This window comes from Mesorhizobium sp. BR1-1-2, from assembly GCF_020165435.1.
Taxonomy (GTDB): Bacteria; Pseudomonadota; Alphaproteobacteria; order Rhizobiales; family Rhizobiaceae; genus Mesorhizobium.
Genome location: NZ_JAIUID010000008.1, coordinates 37,882 through 55,999, shown reverse-complemented (window position 1 = coordinate 55,999; position 18,118 = coordinate 37,882). Strand labels below are relative to the sequence as shown.

Genomic DNA, 18,118 nt, shown 5'->3' with positions numbered 1-18,118 from the left:
CGTGTTCGATGTCCGACGGGCTTCCCGTCACGGGCTGCCCTGCCGTTCGAAGATGCGGCGGCTGATGTCGGCCGATGCCGCCCAGCCGGCCTCCGCCAGATAGCGGACCGGCGCACGACCGCACAACTCCCACAACACAGTGCGCCGCTGCGGCCATCGCAGGGATGACAGCCATGGCGCGATGACCATGTTGAGCAGGTCCTCATTGCCGATGCGCGACAGCATCCGCGCGGCGCGCTGCGACAGGAGCGTGCCGGCGCCGCCGAGGAGCACGTCGGCGGCGCGCAGGCCAAGCAGCAGCGTGTCGTCCAGCCCCTGCGCCGCGGCGGCATCGAGCAGGCGCTGCTGCTCGGCTTCGTTCAGGCGGTCGGCGCTGGCACGCACGTCGCAGACGTAACCGGCGCAGGGTTCCCGGTTGAAAAGCGCCTTGGCGACGCTGATGCAGGACAACAGCAGAGTGTCGGCCGCCGATGTGAACGGCACCTCGACGCCGGTGATCTCGACCTGCCGTTTGCGCCGCAGGAAGCCATCCGCGTCGCGCGGGCTGGGCGAGCCGGGCTGCTGGAGCCGATAATGCAGATCGACAGTGGATTGCGTCGGCCCGTCACCGCGGATCATGTGCTGTTCGCCGAGGAAACGGACCCACCAGACGGAGCGCGACTTGCCGGCGATCTCGTATCCGATCGAGCGGAGCGCCTCGCGCGCCCTGAAGAACCCGGCCGGCGCCACCAATATGTCGACATCGCCCGAAGGCTTCATGAAATGATCGTCGTAAAGCAGATGCTGCTGGAAGGGACCTTTCAGGAAAACGAAATCGATCTGCCTGTCGCGCAGCGCCGCCTGGATCGCCATCGAATCCATGATGCAGGACGCGTTCATCGAAACGGTCTTCCGGCGGTAGGCGTCGAGCCATTGGGAGAGCTGGGCCGGCGGCCCGTTCGCGGGCGCGCGCGACAGCACCTTGAGGATAAAGGTCGAGACCTTGTTCAACCTGGCTATGTCGGTGACATTGGCTACGGCGAGCCCGGAGGCATCGCCGGGCGCGGCGCCGGACCGCGCCGCGAAAAACAGCCGCAGACAGGCCTGCACATAGGCGATCTCGCCGGCGCAATCGGCGGCGCGCAGTCGCTCATATGAACGTTCGGTCAGAGCCATCGGGCGCACGGTTCTCCAGAAGCGATCGGCATGACGCCTATGCTGCAGGTGCGAAGCAAAGCATCGCCAAAAACCTTGGCGCCGTCCAGTTTTTCCTTTTGCAGCGCAAAAATCCAGCCACGACGTTTATCGAAACCGGCTCGGGCGAACGGTGAGGAGAACCACTGGACCACAAGGGACGAGTGGCGTTTTCGGCGTTCCGTAGCAAACCTTACCGGGAGACCCGGCGCTGCGGTATTATTTGTCGCCATGCCTTGAAGTGACAGGGGTTAAAAAGTTTATATTTGCAAATCAATTTCTTATGCTGACCTAGTGCATCAGGCCCATATGCAGGGATGTGAAGGCGATGAAGGCCAAAGCTTGAGATCGTTACTCACGACTGTGTCTGCGCGTGCAGTCCATAATTGATTAATGCGCGGTAAATCAGGCTTGACTCATAAATGCTGCCATGCAGCTATTGCATCGCAGCATGAAAGTGCCGCCGGCAATCGACAGGCCGTTTCCAGTCCTTGATGGAGTGTAAAATGGAACAGAATGTTGAAAAGCAGGAGTACGAAACGCCCAGCCTGACGGTTCATGGTTCGATTGAAACCATCACTCAGGGCGGTGGCGGCAACACGGCGCTCGACGCAGCATTTCCTGCGCACACGCCGATTGGCGACCTGACGTTCTCCTGAGCCTGTCCTGATTCTAGAGGGACACGTTGGGCCTCTGGAATCCAAGAACCATAAAGGGAGTCGGGGTGAAAATCCCGGCTTCTCTTCATTGCCTGAACCGGCTTTTCTTTATCGCCAGAATTGTCGGCACGCATTGCGGACAGTGTGTAGCAAACGAGGTTTTCGGATGAACTGGAACCCATCTGACCACGATCGCGTAAGTGCGACCAAGGAAGCGGTCGCCTGCGAATTCGGCAATGGCCTGGCGCTTCTCAACCTGAAATCCAACATCTACTACAGCCTCAACGGGGTAGGCACGTTCATCTGGGAGCTGATCCAGGAGCCGAAACCAATTGTCGAAATCCGCCGGGCCGTGCTCGCGCGCTATGATGTCGACGCCGAGCGCTGCAAGACCGATGTCGACGCACTGTTGAAAGGTCTGGCCGATAGCGGACTTGCGAGGCTGCATCATGAGGAACCTGTCTAGGCAGGTTCCGCAAAAGCGGGTCACGGTTTTGCGGCAAGAACCTGCGACGGAGAAAAGTCCCGGCCAGACCAAGCACCGGCGGCGTCGGCTTCGAGCTCTCTCCCTGAGCGGCCCGGAAATGCTGTTCCTCTGCCACTGCCTGCTGGTGGTCGCGGCCGTTCGGCTGGGGTTGACCCTGTTCTCCTACAACCGCCTCCGCGGCATCGTCACCCGGCTGGAGGCACGTGAATGCGCCAGCACGGGAGAGCTGCGCCGTGTCGCCTGGGGCGTTGCCGCCGCGGCCCGCCTGGTACCGCGCGCAAGCTGTCTCACCCAGGCGCTCGCCGGCCAGTACATTCTCGCCCGCCAGGGCAATGCCTCGAAGATACGCATCGGCATCGAGCGCGACACCGGGCAGCAGCTGAAGGCGCATGCTTGGCTGATCAGCGGCAACCATGTCGTCCTTGGCGGCTCGATAGACAAGTTCGTCCCCCTCGTCGACTATGGTCAATGACCGATGAGCGGCGTGGCCGGAATCCTGCACGGGCACGAGGCGCCGGCGCCCGCCGCCGATATCCAGCGCATGCTGGCCCGCATGCGTCATCGCGCCCGCGACGGCAGTTCATGGTGGACCGACAAGGCTGTCGCGCTCGGCCATGCCTGGCTCAACACGACCGATGAAGCCGGCCCCGGCCCGCTGACGATGGCGGGCGGTAAACTGGCCGTCACCGCGGATTGCCGCCTGGACAATCGCGACGAGCTGATGGCACGGCTCGGCGTCCCCGGCGCATCGGTCGCCGACGCCGTGCTCCTGATGCGGGCCTATCTGCGCTGGGGCGAAGCCTGTCCCGTGCATCTGCAAGGCGATTTCGCCTTCGCCATCTGGGATGCCCAGCGGCAGGTGCTGTTTTGCGCGCGCGATCATTTCGGTGTCAAACCGTTCTACTATCACGCGGACGGGCAGCGCTTTTTCTTTGCCTCCGAGATCGGCCCGATCCTTGGCGTCACCGGCGCCGGCGCCCGCCTCAGCGAACATCAGATCTCGGGTTTCCTGGCCGGGCTGCCAGACGATCCGCAAGCGACGCCTTACACAGATATTTTCCGCCTGCCGGCGCGCCATAGCCTCACTGTGACGGGGCAGCGCGTGACGCTGCAGCGATACTGGCAGATCGAGCCGTCGTCGCGGCCCATGCGGTCGGACGCGGCCGAAGAATTCGCCCATCTTTTCTCGCAGTCGGTGCGCAACCGCATGCGTGGAAGCGCGGCGGTCGCAGCCATGCTGAGCGGCGGTCTGGACTCCTCCTCGATCGCCTGCGTGGCGGGCCGGCAAAACCTGTCCGAGGGAAAGCCGAGGCTGCCCACCTTTTCGCTGGTTTTCGAACGCGGCTCGGCGATGGACGAAAGCCCCTTCATCGACGCGGTGCTGGAACAGGAGCGCGTCGACGGCACGCTGATCCCGGTCGGCAACTACGCGCCGTTCGCGGAATTCGAACGGGTGCTGGAAGAGCAGGAAGGAACGTTCCTGGCGCCGGGTCTTACGCTCACCCGGACCGTCTACAGGACGGCAGGCGCCAAAGGCGTCAAGGTGCTTCTCGACGGCCATGGCGGGGACGAAGTCGTGTCGCAGGGCCACGGCCATCTGCACGAGCTTGCCAATGCAGGCAAGTGGCTGGAGCTGTGGCGCGAGATCCGCAGCGCTTCCAACACCTATGGCGAGGGCATGCTCGGCATGTACTTCCAGTTCCTGACCATCTACGGACCCGCCTGGCGCGTGGCCAGGCTCAGGCATACCGCGAACCGGCTCCTGCACAGGCTGCGAAAACCGCCCCAGGCTTCGCAAGGCGGAAGCTGGCGCGACCTGATCAATGCCGATCTTGCCGGCCGCACCGAGCTTATCGAGCGGGTTCACCGAGCCGGCTACAAGCCGCCCGACGTAAGCGCCAGCGAGGCGCTGACCCACCGCTGGATTCTTTCCAACGGCTATGTGCCGCATTCTTTCGAAGTCCTCGACAAGGCGGCCGCCAATTTCGGCGTCGAACCTCGTTATCCCTTCTGGGACAAGCCGCTGGTCGAGTTCTGCCTGGCGTTGCCGGGCAAGGAGAAGCTCAGCCGCGGTTTTGGCCGCTACGTGCTGCGCCGCGCCATGCAAGACGTGCTGCCGGCGGCGGTCCAGTGGCGGCGCGACAAGATCGATTTCACCGGCAATCTCGTCAACGGCATGCTGCGCAACCACCGTGACCTCCTGGAACAGGTGCTCGGCCCGGACGCCGGCCGCATCGAGCCCTACATAAACCTGCCGGCCGTGAAGGCGGCCTATGCACGGCTGCTCAGCCGGCCCGACCGGCCGGCGCCGCTCGATGTCCAGTATGTCTGGCGCTCGGCGTCGCTGTCGCTGTGGCTGCGGCAGGTGCAGCGTGCCGGGAGTGCCGCATGACGCCGTTGAACGAGCCGCTGGCCCTCCGCCCGCACGCGCAAGGCTGGCCGCGCGGACAGCGCCGTTTTTATCGGGCCTACGGCCTGACCATCGCGTCCGAGGTGGCCTTGCCAGAGCTGGAGCCGGCCGAACCGGCGGCAGCGGATATGCTGATCACCGTCGGCGCGATCGATATGCCGAAGCCTTCGCCAGAGGCCGCGACCATTTTCCGCTTCGAACCGGATCGGCAATATCTGGCGTGGCACGCCGTCGGCGCGTTCCTGATCAGCGACGCCTGCCGCATCGAGGTCGAGCCGGCGCCCGGCATCGACGACGCGCTGATCGCGTTCCCGCTGCTGGGACCGGTGATGGCCCTCATCCTGCACCAGCGCGGCCTGCTCGTGCTGCATGCCAGCGCCGTCGCGATTGCCGGCAAAAGCGCCATCTTCATGGGCGACAAGGGCGCCGGCAAATCGACGACGGCAAGCGCCATGATCCGCGCCGGACACGAACTGCTTACCGATGACGTCGTGGCGCTCGATCTCAGCCATCCGGACGAGCCGATGATCGTGCCGGGTTTTCCCCAGATCAAGCTGGCGGCCGACGCGGCTGCCGCGATTTCGCTTGAAGGGGCACAAGTGCGGCCGCAAGTGCATCCGGCTATCAACAAGGCCCAGCACCGTTTGCAGGGTGCCTTTTCGCGCGACAGGGTTCCGGCGACCCGCATTTATATTCTCGAGCGCGGCCAAAAGGCTGATATCTCACCTATGCCCGGCATCGCCGCTTTGCCGGCCGTGATCAGATTTTCATACGTCACGCGCTTCGGCCGAGCCGCCCTGGTCGGCGATTTCGCGGCGGCGCATCTCGGGCACTGCGCACGGCTCGCCGATCGCGTCGGCGTGTGCAGGCTCGAAGTGCCCACGGGCCTCGACAGGATCGGCGAGGTCGTGAGCCTCGTCGAGCATGATCTGATGGCCGGAAAGGGGTAGCAGGAGATGTCGAAACCGTCGCTCCTTCGCCCGTCATTGTTTCGGGAAATCGCCGGGTTCGGCGCCGTTATCGCCCAGATAGGCGGGCGACGGGCCTGGACGGCGCTGCTCTTCCTGATCATGGGCAGCCTGACCGAAGGCATCTCCATCCTGCTGCTGGTTCCGCTGTTGCAGCTGGTCGGACGCTCCGGCCAGGATTTCGCGATCAGGCTGCCCGACAATGGTTTCGTGCGCTGGCTGGTGCCGGACGGCACGCTGAAGCTGACGACAATGCTTTGCATGCTGGTCGCGCTGGTCGCGCTGCAGGCCGCCTTCAACCGCTTCAAGTCGGTCTACATGGCCAGGCTTCTCTTCGATTTCATCAACCGCCTGCGCATGAACCTGTTCGAAAGCATCGGCAAGGCACGGTGGGGCGTCTTCACGCGCATGCGCGGCTCCGACCTCGACCATGCGCTGACCGGGGACATAGACCGCGTCCAGGGCGCGGCCTTCTCGCTGTTGATGCTGGTACAGATCGCCGTGCTTCTGGCCGGCTATCTCGTGATCTCCATGTTCATTTCGCCGGTCATGACGCTGTTCGCCGTGGTCATCGGCATCCTGATGTTCCTCGCGCTGCGGCCGTTCCGGTCGCGGGCCACCGCCTTTGGCCAGGTCCTGACCAGCAACCGTCAGGATCAATACCGGACGGTCTCGGAATTCCTCGGCGGCATCAAGGTGGCCAAGAGCCTGAACATCGAGGCGACCTATTTCGCGCAGTTGCAGACGACACTCGAAAGGATGAAGGCCGACAACATCGCCTATGTGCGCAACAGTTCGACCGGCACCGCCCTGTTCCAGGTGGCGAGCGTTATCGGCTTGAGCCTGTTCATCTATGTGGCACTGGTTCGCTTCGACCTGTCCCTGGCCGAGATCGTCGTGCTGCTGCTGGTCTTCATGCGCATCGCGCCGCGCTTCATGGACATGCAGACGCAGGCGCAGCAGGTCCTGATCAACCTGCCCGCCTATGCCGCGATGCGCAGCCTGCAGATGCGTTTCGACGCCGAGCGGGAACCTGGCCATGCCGGGATCGAGGACGCTCGAAAGCTGTCGCTCGATTTCGGACTGAATGTTCGCGGTGTCTCCTTCGCCTACGAGGACGGCGCCGCCAAGACCGTGGTGAGCGACATCACCTTCGGCCTTCCGGCCGGCAAGGTCACCGCCCTTATCGGCCCCTCGGGATCAGGCAAGAGCACGATCGCCGACATGCTGCTCGGCCTGCTCGAGCCGACAGCCGGCACGATCCTCGTCGACGGCGTCGAGATCGACGCCGGCAATCGCCGGGGCTGGCGCGACCAGGTCGCCTACGTGCCGCAGGACGTGTTTCTCCTGCACGACACGATCGCCGCGAACCTGCGCCTGGCCGCACGGCAAGCCAGCGACGATGAATTATGGGTCGCATTGCGATCGGCCCATGCGGCCGAATTCGTCGAACGGCTCGACCTCAAGCTCGAAACGGTGGTCGGCGACCGCGGCGTGCGGTTGTCGGGCGGCGAACGCCAGCGGATCGCGCTGGCGCGCGCCTTGCTGCGCAAGCCCTCGCTGCTCATCCTCGATGAGGCGACCAGCGCGCTCGACTGGCAAAACCAGGCGCTGATCGCGCAATCGATCGACGGGCTGCGCGGCTCGATGACGATCCTGACCATCGCGCACCGGCCATCGATGATCGCCTTCGCCGACTGGGTGGTGGCGATGGAAAACGGCCGTGTCGTCGAGGTCGGGCAATATCGGCGGCTGAAGGCGAAAGCCGGAAGCCGATTGTCCCGGATGCTTTCGGGCGAACAGTCAGAGTCCGAACCCGCCGACGTTGCCTGAGGCCGGCCCGATCTGGGTCAGTGAAGGCTTCGCCCGGCGCCGCCCAGCTTTTCACCCTCGGCCACCTCGGCCGAACTCAGCTTTCTTTCGGCCTCGCGTGTCCTGTCGGCCGGCGTCGGCGCGCTTCTGACGATCATGGCATAGACGAGCACGAAGTAGCCTGCCTGGATGACCACGGCACAGATGATGACGCGCAGCAGCGTCGTGCCTATTGAAGCGCCGCCCAGCCATGACCAGCCGACGACGATCGCAAGAGCGAAAATCATCCCAACGATGAATTTTGGAAGCGACATACCCAACAGCCCACAAACCGGCCCGGGTATATCAAGTCATTGCCCCACCCGAGCGTCGTCCCTTGTCATGCGGGCTTGTTAAGTCGCCCGCTCCCGGCCGGTTGCTTCCGGCCTTTCAACCTGCCGCCACTTTGACAGGTATAATTTGCAATTCTATTAAGGCGAGCAAATGGCCGCAAGGGCAACCGCATTTATTTTTAGGTGAGCTTTTGCGCTCGACTCGCTCGTGCTGCAACGCACACGGGGGGATTACGCGCAACTTTGGCACTTCGGTGCTTTTCAGTAAACTCTACAATATCGAATAGTATTTTATTAGAATGCCCTCGTATATCCTGTCGTGCTAAAGCACCAACGAGTTCGGTTCAGGGGCATAAAGAACGCAGCGCCCAGAAGTTGCCCCAAAAGGGCCTCTATTTTTCCGGCTATGCCCATTTATTGTCATAAATGTGCTAAATATTCCGAAATTTGTGCAGGGCTCGCTTATTATTTAGTCAATTCATGACGTGACTATTTCAAGGGTACGGGAAATTGTGTGTTGCGCTGCAACATTTTTTTGATATCGTGCGGTAAACCATCCGGTCAACGCATGGAGTTTTGGCATGAGGGACGTTGCCAAGTCGGCCACAGCGGAGTTTTCGCAGGCTGGCGTCGATTTTCCACCGCCGATCGGCGGCCTTATCAAGCGAAGTTTCGATATTGCCGGTTCACTGGCCGCCCTGATCGCGCTCAGCCCGCTGTTCGTGATGATAGCGCTGCTCGTCAAATTCTCCGATGGCGGATCGATTTTCTACGGTCACCGGCGAATCGGGCGTGGCGGACGGATTTTCCCTTGCCTCAAGTTCCGCACCATGGTGCCGGACGGCGAAAGGGTGCTGGCCGCCTATCTGGCGGCCAATCCGGACGCCAAGGCGGAATGGATAGCCACCCGCAAGCTGAAGAACGATCCGCGCGTCACCCGGGTCGGCGCGGTCCTGAGGAAACTCAGTCTCGATGAGTTGCCGCAGATCATCAACATCCTTCAGGGCGACATGAGCCTTGTCGGACCTCGCCCGGTCGTGCGCGACGAACTGGAGATCTATGGCAGCGCCGCCGTGTATTACCTGAAGTCCCGCCCCGGCTTGACCGGCCTGTGGCAGGTCAGCGGCCGCAACGACGTCTCCTATGACAGCCGCGTCGCGTTCGATCGCCACTATGTCGAGAATTGGTCACTTTTCGAGGATATTCGCATCATCATCAAGACAGTTCCGGCTGTCTGGATGTCGCGCGGCTGCTACTGAGCGGTCGCGAACCGGATCGCACGCGGGGGATCTCTCCCGGCAGGCATCGGGCGCAGGCTCATCGGGCTGGTGGGGCCAAAGCGGATCGGAACGTTCAGTTGAAGATAGACATGTTCGAAGTTTTTTGCAGCGGCCCGCATTCGGGCCGCTCGCGGCGTTTGCGGCTCGTGGCCAGCTGCCTGGCCCTGTCGCTCGCCCTGCCTCGGATCGCCATTGCCGACGAGTACCATCTCGGATCGCAAGACAAGCTCACCATCCGTATCGCGGAGTGGCAGACCGTCGAAGGCACGTTCCGCGACTGGTCGGCGGTGAATGGCGTATACACGGTCGGGCCGGCCGGAATGCTGTCGGTGCCTTTCGTCGGCGAACTGCCGGCATCCGGCAAGACAACGGCCGAAGTCGCGGTGGCGATCGGCGAGGCGCTGCAGCACAAGCTCGCTTTGTCGGACCGGCCCGAGGCATCGGTCGAAATGGCGCAGTTCCGGCCGTTCTATATTTCGGGCGAGGTGCAGAACCCCGGCCAATTCCCCTATGTGCCCGATCTGACGGTGCTGAAGGCGGTCAGCATCGCCGGCGGCATCCGGCGAAGCGCCGACTACGGCCCGCAGCTCGGCAAGGACCTGGTCACCGCCAAAGGCAATTTCGACATATATGACGATCAGCGCGTTCGACTGATCGTCAAGCGCGCGCGCATCGATGCCGACCTTGCGGGCAAGTCGAGCTTCGAGGTACCGAAAGAGGTCGAGGGCGATCCCAGACTGCAGGCCATCGTCGCGGACGAGATGACGATCCTCACGGCTGACCAGAAGGCGCTGAAGCTGAAGCTCGAGGCGCTCAGCGATCTGAAAGGGGTTCTGCAGGCCGAGATCGAATCGCTGCAGAAGAAGATCGTCAACCAGCAGAAGCAGGTCGACCTGGCGCAGCAGCAACTCACCAGCATCGGCCCGCTGGCCCAGAAAGGCCTGGTCGCCAACGCAAGACTGCTGGATTCGCAGCAGTCCGTGACCGACCTTCAGGGCAAGATCCTGGACTACGAAACGGCCATCCTCACCGCCAAACAAGCGATCAGCAAGGCAACGCAGGATGCCATCGATGCCCAGAACACGCTGAGCTCGAGCCTCGCCGCCGACCGGCAGCAGACCGAAGCCGACCTGAACGAGGCCGCGCTGAGGGTCAACATGCAGAAAGGATTGATGGCCCAGGCCACCGATCCCGCCACCGCAACCAACGAAGAGCCTACCCTGATCTATTCACTGCTGCGCGCTGCCGACGGCAAGACGAGCGAGATTGCGGTCAAGGAAGACACGCCCGTGCTGCCGGGCGATGTGATCAAGGTCAAGCTGGCGCCAATGCCCAGCCAGTAGGCCGCTTGAGATAGAGCCGTTCACTGTTTCACGGAAACGGCGAGCTGCTCTATGTCATTGTTTTTGCGCAATCCGGACGAAAACCGCTGCGCGCGTCCCCCGGGGAAGCCGTACACACTTTTCCTGGAATTGCTGGCGCGGGGCGGCGTTTGAGCGAATCGCCAGCCGCTCTATCGCCTTGTTTTGAAGCAAGCCCAAACGGGAAACCGATCCGCATTCATCGAGCCGCGTCGGTGCCGGGCTCCGGCCCGCTCCAGCCTCTGGCGGCATTCGCCTCCTCGATCCTTGCCGCAGACCGGCGAGGACGGGCAACGGGCAGCCGCGCCAGCTTGAAGAAGCTGAAATACATCAGGAAGGAACCCATGATGTAGGGATTGAGGATCTCGACCTCGACGAAGGAGCGGATCAGGAGCAGCACCATGACGCCGGCCAGAACGACCGAGTCCGCCCGCCATGTCCCGAACGCCACCGCCGAGACATGGCCGTAGAGCGTGCGCAGGATGACCAGCGAAACCAGCGTCGCGCCGACGAAGCCGAGTTCGACAAGGGCTTCGATGTAGGTATTGTGGAAGTGGAAGCCGGTGCGGGTGGTGATGTAGAACTCGTTCCACAGGCGCTCGGCTTCGGCAAAACCCTGGACCCAGTATGCGGCATAGCCGACGCCGAGCATGGGCGCCCTCTGCGCGGCGTTCCAGCCCTGCTCCCACAGATAGGTGCGCCCGGTGAGCGTCGAATCCTTGCCGAAGAGGCCGAGGACGAAGTCCATGAGGCCGAGGTTCAGCGCCACTAGGATAGTGACGACCAGCATGCCGGTGCCGACCAGGAAGATCACCCGGCGATAGCGTCGCGACAGCACCTTGCTCATGGCAAGCAGCATCACCAGCGCCAGCACCGCCGGTGTCGAGGCCATCGAGGTGGCCGAATGCGAGATGACCAGCAGATAGGCCGACAAAAGCACGACCGGCACCGTCAGGAACAGGCTTAGCCGGCCGTGCCTGAGGAAGGCGATGAAGACGACGCTGAAATAGATGCCGAGCGAGGCGACGAATCCGATCTGGTTCTTGGAGGCGAAAGCGCCGACGAAATTATACGTGCCGTCAAGGACGTCCTCGGAATAGGCCCCCACCTTGAGAGAATAGAGCAGGACGACGAATATGCCGACCAGGGCGCCTATCGTCAGGGTCCGCACGCTGACGGCGCGCGCCGCGACATAGGCGCAGGCGATGTGGGAGAAGTACTGGACGGCCGTCCTCGCGGTGATGCCGGGAGCGTCCGACCAGAAGACGGAGAAGCATACATAGGCCGCGAACGACAATGGCAGCCAGGCGCTGGACAGATGCCGCAGGAACCGCCTGTAGTCGACCATGATGAGGGGCAGCCACACCGCATAATAGGCCAGGATCAGCACCTGGCCGAATATGACGGAGTAGGAGAATGCCCAGACCGAAACGGCAACGGCAAAACTGCCGTAGACCGAGTTCCTCTCGGGATCGATCAGCAAGGACTTTGGAATCTTCATCTCAGGTTCTCGCCGAGCCTACCCCGGACCGCCGCGTAGCCGGCAGGCATCTCCGTAAGAAGGGTGCAATCGACGGCATCTCCATTGTGCAGTGCAATATAACCTATCGCGCCCCGCGCTCAATGGCAAATCCCGTCACCTTGTCTTACAGCCGGGCGAGCGCCGAGAGATCACGTCCGGGACAGCCGCCCGGACGGAATTGGAGTTCTCGTTCAGTGCCGGCCTCCTCCACCGAGGCCCATAGCCAGCCGTGCGCGCTACCAAAGTGCTCCGCCGGTGATCTGTATGTTTTCCATGGTAATGCCCTTGGCCATATCGGAGCAGAGGAACACGGCCAGCGCCGCTATCTCCTGCGGCTGGAGGATACGCTGCTGCGGATTGCCCCTGGCGATCTCGGCCATCGCGTCCTCGGCCGTGCGGCCCTTGCCCTCGCGCTCGACGACCTGCGCCACGTTGCGGCGCATCAGTTCGGTCTCGACCCAGGTCGGGCTGATCATGACGCAGGTGACGCCATGCGCCGCCCCTTCGAGCGCCACGCAACGGGTGAGGCCGAGGAGACCGGCCTTGGAGGCGCAATAGGCAGGATTGTCCTTCCAGCCGACCGAGGCGGCGGTCGAGCCGATGTTGACGATGCGGCCCCAGCCGCGCCCGATCATGCCGGGCAGCACGGCGCGGGTGGCGCGGAAGGCACCGGTGAGATTGGTGTCGACGATCTTCTCCCACAGCGCGTCGGAATGGCCGCAGACCGGCTGCTCGGCCGTGGTGCCGGCGGCGTTGACCAGGATGTCGACAGGGCCGACCGCCGCCTGGGCGTCAGCCGCGAAACGGTTCGTCACATCGCTGTCGCGCACGTCGAGATGGGCGGCGTAAATCCTCGTTCGATGCGCGCCGAGAGCCGAACGCACGCGCTCTATCTCGTCGGCGCCGGGATAGTAGGCGGCGTCGGATCTCTCGGCGCCGGCAGGAGCGACGTAGGAGCCGACGGCGACATTGGCGCCGGCCTGCGCCAATGCCGTGGCAATCGCCAGACCCATTCCGGAGAACCCGCCGGTGACGATTGCGCTGCGGCCGGAGAGGTTTGTCATCGGGCATAGGCTCCGCACGGTACGGGACGGTCCATCAGTCCCGAGAGGATCTGAACCTCATACGGCAAAATAGCCTCGATCGAGGCCCGTTTCGGAGCCGGTGACGAATCTCGTGTCCTTGCCATCAGCTTTCCTTGTCCATCGGCTCCAGCGGCTTGCCCAGCCAGTCGCGGTAGAAACCTTCCAGGTCGGGCTCGAAATCGTGGACGATGGGATAACCCGGCGCCGCTGCCTCGACCTCGTGCAGCGTGCCGCATTGCGGGCAGATGAACTCGCGGATTTCCATCCATTCGGGATCCGGCAGGTCGCTGTTGGGATAGATCTCGCGCAGCGCCTCCTCTGTGTCGCGCACGATGATCGAAGCCTTCAGCTTCCAGTTCTTTCGGTAGTCGCCGAAGGAATGGCCGCATTCGCAACGGGTTACCCGCTCGTCGCCGCTCTGGCAGATGAAGAGGTGGTCGCCAACAGGGAGCAGTATCGGATCGCTCCAGCCGACTCGGTCCTGCAAAACCGAAACATATTTGAAGAAGCGATCGTCGTCCTTGTAGGCGCTCATGACGCGGCGCGTCTGCGGCCAGGGCAGCGTGCCCGCGACCAGATCGGCGATGACTTCCTTGCTGTACGAGGTCATGATCCCTACTCCACGCCGAAGGTCGATTTGGCGTCAACATCCCAGAAGCTTGAAAAATCCCTGGCGAAGCGCGGCGAAAGCTTGAAGGCGCTGGCATACATCTTCTTCACCTCGGGCGCGAAATCGGCCGCCTTCACCCGCTCGCGCTCCTTGGCCATCCACTCCGAGACCGGCCTGGCCCGAACAAGCCGGCGCGACCGCATCTCGGCGCGGTGGCGCTTGGTGGCTTCGGGATCGGCGACGGGATAGCCGTCCTCGTCCTCGTCAAGCACGATACCGAAGACATTTTCGGCGGCTTCCCTGGTGAGATAGCCGTTCTCGACGTCCGATGCCGTCTTGACCGGATCGCGCTCCAGCACGTCCCCATAGCCGCCACCGCCATTGTAGGAATGTGTGAACACGTCGCCGGTCTTGTGGGGCGCGGTGATATAAGGCCCTTCCATCGTCACGTGCTGGCCTTCGAGCCGGACCTCGAGTTCGGAACGATAAGGATTGGTGCCGGTATGGTGCGCCAGCGGCGCACCCTTCTGCGCAAGCTCGAAGATGTTGCTGTCGCGCACCGCGCGGTGTTTTTGGCAGGTCGGCGCCGGATAGCCGCCGCAAAGCCCGCCATTGTCGAAGACGCGCGAGGAATGTTCCGAGGTGACCAGCCGGAGGTGATCGGTCTTCGAAACCAGCCAGGTCGACAGGAAGGCGCAGCCGCCGCGATATTTGCCGGCGCCGCCGGAATTGGCAACGATCGAGCGGCCGATATAGACCATCGGCATGTTCTGTTCCCAGATCTCGATGTTGCCCATGTCGGATTCAGGGTTCCAGCCGACATAGGCGGTGTCCAACCCGTCCTTGATGGCAAGCGCGCCGGAACCGGCGGCCGCGCATTCGAAATGCGCCATGCCGAACAGCGTGCCGTACTGGCTGGTGCCGCCCATCTCGATCATCGGGCTGTTGACCTGGCCGACGAAGGCCTCCTCGACGAAGCCGCGGGCGATGAACGAGCGCGACAGGAGCCGCTGGAAGACGCCATAGGCCGGCAGGAGCAGCGCCCAGGACGTGGCGGTGGCCACCATCTCGTTGTCGGGATTGGTCCAGGTGCCATGCGGCAGCTTCAGCTCCGTCGCCATCCAGGCGCCGTCATTGACCAGGCCTTCGAAATTCATGTGCTGGGTCAGCGTCACGAACATGCCGCCATCCATGCCGGCCGGCGTGCAGTTCATGGAATGGTAGCCCCAGGGCTGCGTGCCCTCGAAATCCATGACGATCTTGCCGCCTGTGGTGATCTCCATTTCGATCGGAATGTTGTAGAGCCAGTCGGGATCGCCGAGCGGCTGGTAGCCCGGCTTGCCCCTGGTGACATGACCGTAAAAAGTATGCCCCCGATAGATGCCGGGAACGGTCAGTTGCCGCGTGCGGGCGAGCTGCGCGCGGCGGCCCTCCTCGATGAATTCCTTCGACACCTTCATCCAATAGTCGAGGCCGATCTCGTCGATGAGCGCCTTGACGCTTTCGCGCATGTCGATGCAGGAGGCGACCTTGGCCTTCTCGTCCAGCACCCAGTAGATGGGCATGCGCAGATTGCGCTCGCAGCGGATCACGTAGTCGCGCCGCAGTTCGTCGTTCTGGCCGACTTTTTCGGCGCAGACGAACAGGCCTTCGGTGAAGCGCTCCTGTGCCAGCGCCACGTCGCCGCCCGGCGTGATGCCGCCGGCCTCGAGTTCGTGGCAGACCGCGCCCGCCCAGCCGACGAGTTTGCCCGAGTGGAAGATCGGCACCACGTCCATCACGTCGGGCACCTGCACGGTGCCGATGAAGGCGTCGTTGTTGGCGAAGATGTCGCCGTCGACGATGCGGGGATTTTCCTCGTAGCCTTGTCTGATCATCCATTTGATAAAGCGGCTCATCGTGTGCACATGCACCATGATGCCGTTGGAGAGCGCGATGGCGTCGCCTTCGGGCGTGTAGATGGCGACGACCATCTCGCCGACCTCGCGCACGCCGGGCGAAGCCGAGATGCGACGCGCCATCTCGCGCGCCGAGACGCAGTAGGCGCGCAGCTTGGTGTGCAGCGTCTCGAATTTCAGCGGGTCCTGGTTGCGCAGTTCGAGATCGGTAATGCCGTCATAGCAGCCGGTCTCGTCCATGAGCCGTTCGGATTCGATCAGCCGCTCGCGCAGACGCAGGGCGGAGGCGGGTTTGTCCAGCATGGCGTTCGCCCTCTCAAGCATGGGAATAGTGGAGCAGCGTCCATTCGTCGACGAAGACACGGTCCTGCGGATGGACGACGAGCGTGGTGGCGGGGTGTTCGATGATGGCAGGACCGGTCACCTCATGCCCGGGCAGCAGAAGATCCATCTCGTAGAGATCGGCCTTGTGCCAGCGGCCGCCAATATAGGCCTCGCGCACGCCCTTGTGCGCGGATGCGGGGCTGGAGCGGCCTAGCGGGCGCTTGAGCAGCACGGGCTTGACCTTGTCGGCGGTGGCGATGAGGCCGAGCTCGGTGATCGAGAAGCCGGCTTCGCCATAGCGCGAGATGCGATGGTTGACCTTGGCGTAGACCGCTTCGAACTCGTCGATGACCTTGCGCATCTCGTCGGCCGAATGAACCGCCGAGAGCGGCGCCATCACCTCGACATCCTCGAGCTGGCCGGTGTAGCGCATCATCAGGAACGGCACCGTCTTGATTTTGCCGAGCGCATGGCCGTCGGCGACCATTTCGTCGACAGCGGCCTTGGTCAGGTCGTTCCAGACGGCGGTGACCTTGCTTCCGAAGGCGACCAGCTCGTCGTCGCTTGCGCGGGCGCCGATGTCGATCTGCGTCGACACCGAATGGCGGCGCATGAAATCCGCCGTGGTGCAGCCGAAGGCGGAGAAGGCGGCTGCGAACTGGAAGGTGATGATATCCTTGAAGCCGATGCCCCTGGAGCAGCCGGCCAGATGCAGCGGCCCCGAGCCGCCATAGGAAAGCAATGTGAACTCGGAAGGGTGGATGCCCTGGCCGGAGATGACGCGGCGCAGCGCGTTGTTGGCGTCTGCCTCCAGCATGTCGATCATGCCTTCGGCGGCTTCCTCCACGCCGACGCCGAGCAGGCTGGAGCACTTCTCCTCGAAGGCCTTGCGCGCCTTCTCGACCTGCAGCACGACCTTGCCGCCGAGGAAATAATGGGGGTTCAGCCGGCCGAGGATGGCGTCGCAATCGGCGATGGTCGGCTCGGTGCCGCCCTTGGCGAAGCAGATCGGGCCGGGATCGGCACCGGCGCTTTCCGGCCCGAGCGAGACTTTTTTCGTCAGCGGATCGACCTTGAGGATCATGCCGGCGCCGGCGCCGATCGTATCGAGATGCAGCGTCGGCACATTCAGCTTGAAGCGGTCCATCAGCGGCTCGTTCTCGATCCGCGTCTGGCCGCGCGTGATGACGCCCATGTCGAAGGAGGTGCCGCCCATATCCGAGCAGATCAGCGAGTCGTTGCCGATCAGCTTGCCGACATAAGCCGCGCCCAGAATGCCGCCGATCGGGCCGGAGATCATGGTCTCGTGCAGGCGCGGATGGTTGATCGAGGTGAGGCCGCCGAAGGAGAGCAGCGTCTGGACGCCGTATCTGAAGCCGTATTTCTTCGAGACGTCCTCGATCCCCTTGAGTTGCTTGCGGCCGCGCGAGGTGGCGTAGGCCTCGATCAGCACCGAGTTCAGCCGCGACTGCTCGCGGATGACCGGGCGAACCTCGTGGCTGCTGTAGACGAGGATGTCGGCCCCGGCAGCAGCGATCTCCTCGCGGCAGATCTCGGCGATGCGCTTCTCATGCACGGGATTGACATGAGAGAAGATCGTCATGATGCAGACCGCCTCGACTTTGTCGGCGATCAGCTTTTTCGCCGCGGCACGGACCTCATGCTCATAGAGCGGCAGTATGATGTCGCCGAACTGGTCGATGCGCTCCGTGACGCCGTGGGTGCGGCGGCGCGGCACCAGCGGATCGGGGTGATGATGCGTCACCGCGTGCAGCCGGTCGGCATAGGAATAGTCGGCCCAGGCCTGCAGGCCGCGACCCATCAGGATCATGTCCTCGAGGCCCTTGGTGGTGATCAGGCCGAGTTTCCTGCCGGTGCGCGACAGCAGCGTGTTGAGCATGCCGGTGCCGGAATAGAGCACCACATTGACGCCCGAGAACAGCGCCTCGAGCGAGATGCCCCAGGCGTCCGCCGCGTCCTCGGCCGAGGCGAGGAACCCCTCGGCCTCGTTCTTCGGCGTCGTCGCCGACTTGCCGATCTTGAAGCGGCCGTCCTGATCGACAAGGATGGTGTCGGTCATGGTGCCGCCGGCATCGATGCCGATGACGATGGGATTGGTAGAGATCTGGTCCACGGGTCGCCTCCCCTTGCCGAGCATTGACCACAGGCTAGATTCGCGGGACCGGATCGCGCCATA

Annotated in this window: 15 protein-coding genes; 8 read left to right on the top strand and 7 right to left on the bottom strand. The window is 63.3% G+C overall.

The window, feature by feature from the left end:
• Window positions 1-27 precede the first annotated feature (27 nt).
• Window positions 28-1,155 (bottom strand): nucleotidyltransferase family protein, encoded by a 1,128-nt coding sequence (locus tag LB551_RS19320; protein ID WP_224660144.1) that lies wholly within the window; start codon window positions 1,153-1,155, stop codon window positions 28-30.
• A gap of 524 nt (window positions 1,156-1,679) precedes the next feature.
• Between LB551_RS19320 and LB551_RS19315 the strand changes: the two genes are divergently transcribed.
• From LB551_RS19315 to LB551_RS19290, 6 genes are all read left to right on the top strand, one after another.
• Window positions 1,680-1,832, top strand: coding sequence for a lasso peptide (locus LB551_RS19315; RefSeq protein ID WP_140497189.1), 153 nt, complete (start codon window positions 1,680-1,682; stop codon window positions 1,830-1,832).
• A gap of 166 nt (window positions 1,833-1,998) precedes the next feature.
• Entirely contained in the window at window positions 1,999-2,298 is a 300-nt protein-coding gene (locus LB551_RS19310; protein WP_224660143.1) for a PqqD family protein, read from the top strand.
• Window positions 2,299-2,416: 118 nt separating this feature from the next.
• Window positions 2,417-2,791, top strand: coding sequence for a lasso peptide biosynthesis B2 protein (locus LB551_RS19305; protein WP_224660142.1), 375 nt, complete (start codon window positions 2,417-2,419; stop codon window positions 2,789-2,791).
• Between the two features lie 3 nt (window positions 2,792-2,794).
• Window positions 2,795-4,711: a lasso peptide isopeptide bond-forming cyclase gene (locus tag LB551_RS19300; RefSeq protein WP_224660141.1), complete on the top strand. Its 1,917-nt coding sequence runs from the start codon at window positions 2,795-2,797 to the stop codon at window positions 4,709-4,711.
• Entirely contained in the window at window positions 4,708-5,679 is a 972-nt protein-coding gene (locus LB551_RS19295; RefSeq protein ID WP_224660140.1) for a serine kinase, read from the top strand. Before LB551_RS19300 ends, LB551_RS19295 begins: the two co-directional genes overlap by 4 nt.
• 6 nt (window positions 5,680-5,685) lie before the next feature.
• On the top strand, window positions 5,686-7,530 hold the full coding sequence (locus LB551_RS19290; protein WP_224660139.1) for an ABC transporter ATP-binding protein: 1,845 nt from the start codon (window positions 5,686-5,688) through the stop codon (window positions 7,528-7,530).
• Window positions 7,531-7,547: 17 nt separating this feature from the next.
• Here the strand turns inward: LB551_RS19290 and LB551_RS19285 are convergent, their stop codons facing one another.
• On the bottom strand, window positions 7,548-7,823 hold the full coding sequence (locus tag LB551_RS19285; protein ID WP_140550285.1) for an exopolysaccharide production repressor exox: 276 nt from the start codon (window positions 7,821-7,823) through the stop codon (window positions 7,548-7,550).
• Window positions 7,824-8,422: 599 nt separating this feature from the next.
• Here LB551_RS19285 and LB551_RS19280 point away from each other — a divergent pair.
• Both LB551_RS19280 and LB551_RS19275 read left to right on the top strand, forming a co-directional pair.
• Window positions 8,423-9,100 carry a sugar transferase gene (locus LB551_RS19280; RefSeq protein WP_140550286.1) on the top strand — a complete coding sequence of 226 codons (678 nt, stop codon included), beginning with the start codon at window positions 8,423-8,425 and terminating at the stop codon, window positions 9,098-9,100.
• A 110-nt stretch (window positions 9,101-9,210) separates the two neighbouring features.
• A complete protein-coding gene (locus LB551_RS19275; RefSeq protein ID WP_224660138.1) occupies window positions 9,211-10,464 on the top strand; it encodes a polysaccharide biosynthesis/export family protein in 1,254 nt (417 codons plus the stop codon).
• A gap of 217 nt (window positions 10,465-10,681) precedes the next feature.
• Here the strand turns inward: LB551_RS19275 and LB551_RS19270 are convergent, their stop codons facing one another.
• From LB551_RS19270 to LB551_RS19250, 5 genes are all read right to left on the bottom strand, one after another.
• Window positions 10,682-11,983, bottom strand: coding sequence for an O-antigen ligase family protein (locus LB551_RS19270; protein ID WP_224660137.1), 1,302 nt, complete (start codon window positions 11,981-11,983; stop codon window positions 10,682-10,684).
• A gap of 257 nt (window positions 11,984-12,240) precedes the next feature.
• Window positions 12,241-13,068 carry an SDR family NAD(P)-dependent oxidoreductase gene (locus LB551_RS19265; protein WP_224660136.1) on the bottom strand — a complete coding sequence of 276 codons (828 nt, stop codon included), beginning with the start codon at window positions 13,066-13,068 and terminating at the stop codon, window positions 12,241-12,243.
• Window positions 13,069-13,192: 124 nt separating this feature from the next.
• A complete protein-coding gene (locus tag LB551_RS19260) occupies window positions 13,193-13,699 on the bottom strand; it encodes an acetone carboxylase subunit gamma (protein ID WP_224624773.1) in 507 nt (168 codons plus the stop codon).
• 5 nt (window positions 13,700-13,704) lie between these two features.
• Window positions 13,705-15,900, bottom strand: a complete 2,196-nt coding sequence (locus LB551_RS19255) for a hydantoinase B/oxoprolinase family protein (protein WP_224660135.1) — start codon at window positions 15,898-15,900, stop codon at window positions 13,705-13,707.
• A 13-nt stretch (window positions 15,901-15,913) separates the two neighbouring features.
• Window positions 15,914-18,079, bottom strand: coding sequence for a hydantoinase/oxoprolinase family protein (locus LB551_RS19250; RefSeq protein ID WP_224660134.1), 2,166 nt, complete (start codon window positions 18,077-18,079; stop codon window positions 15,914-15,916).
• Window positions 18,080-18,118 lie beyond the last annotated feature (39 nt).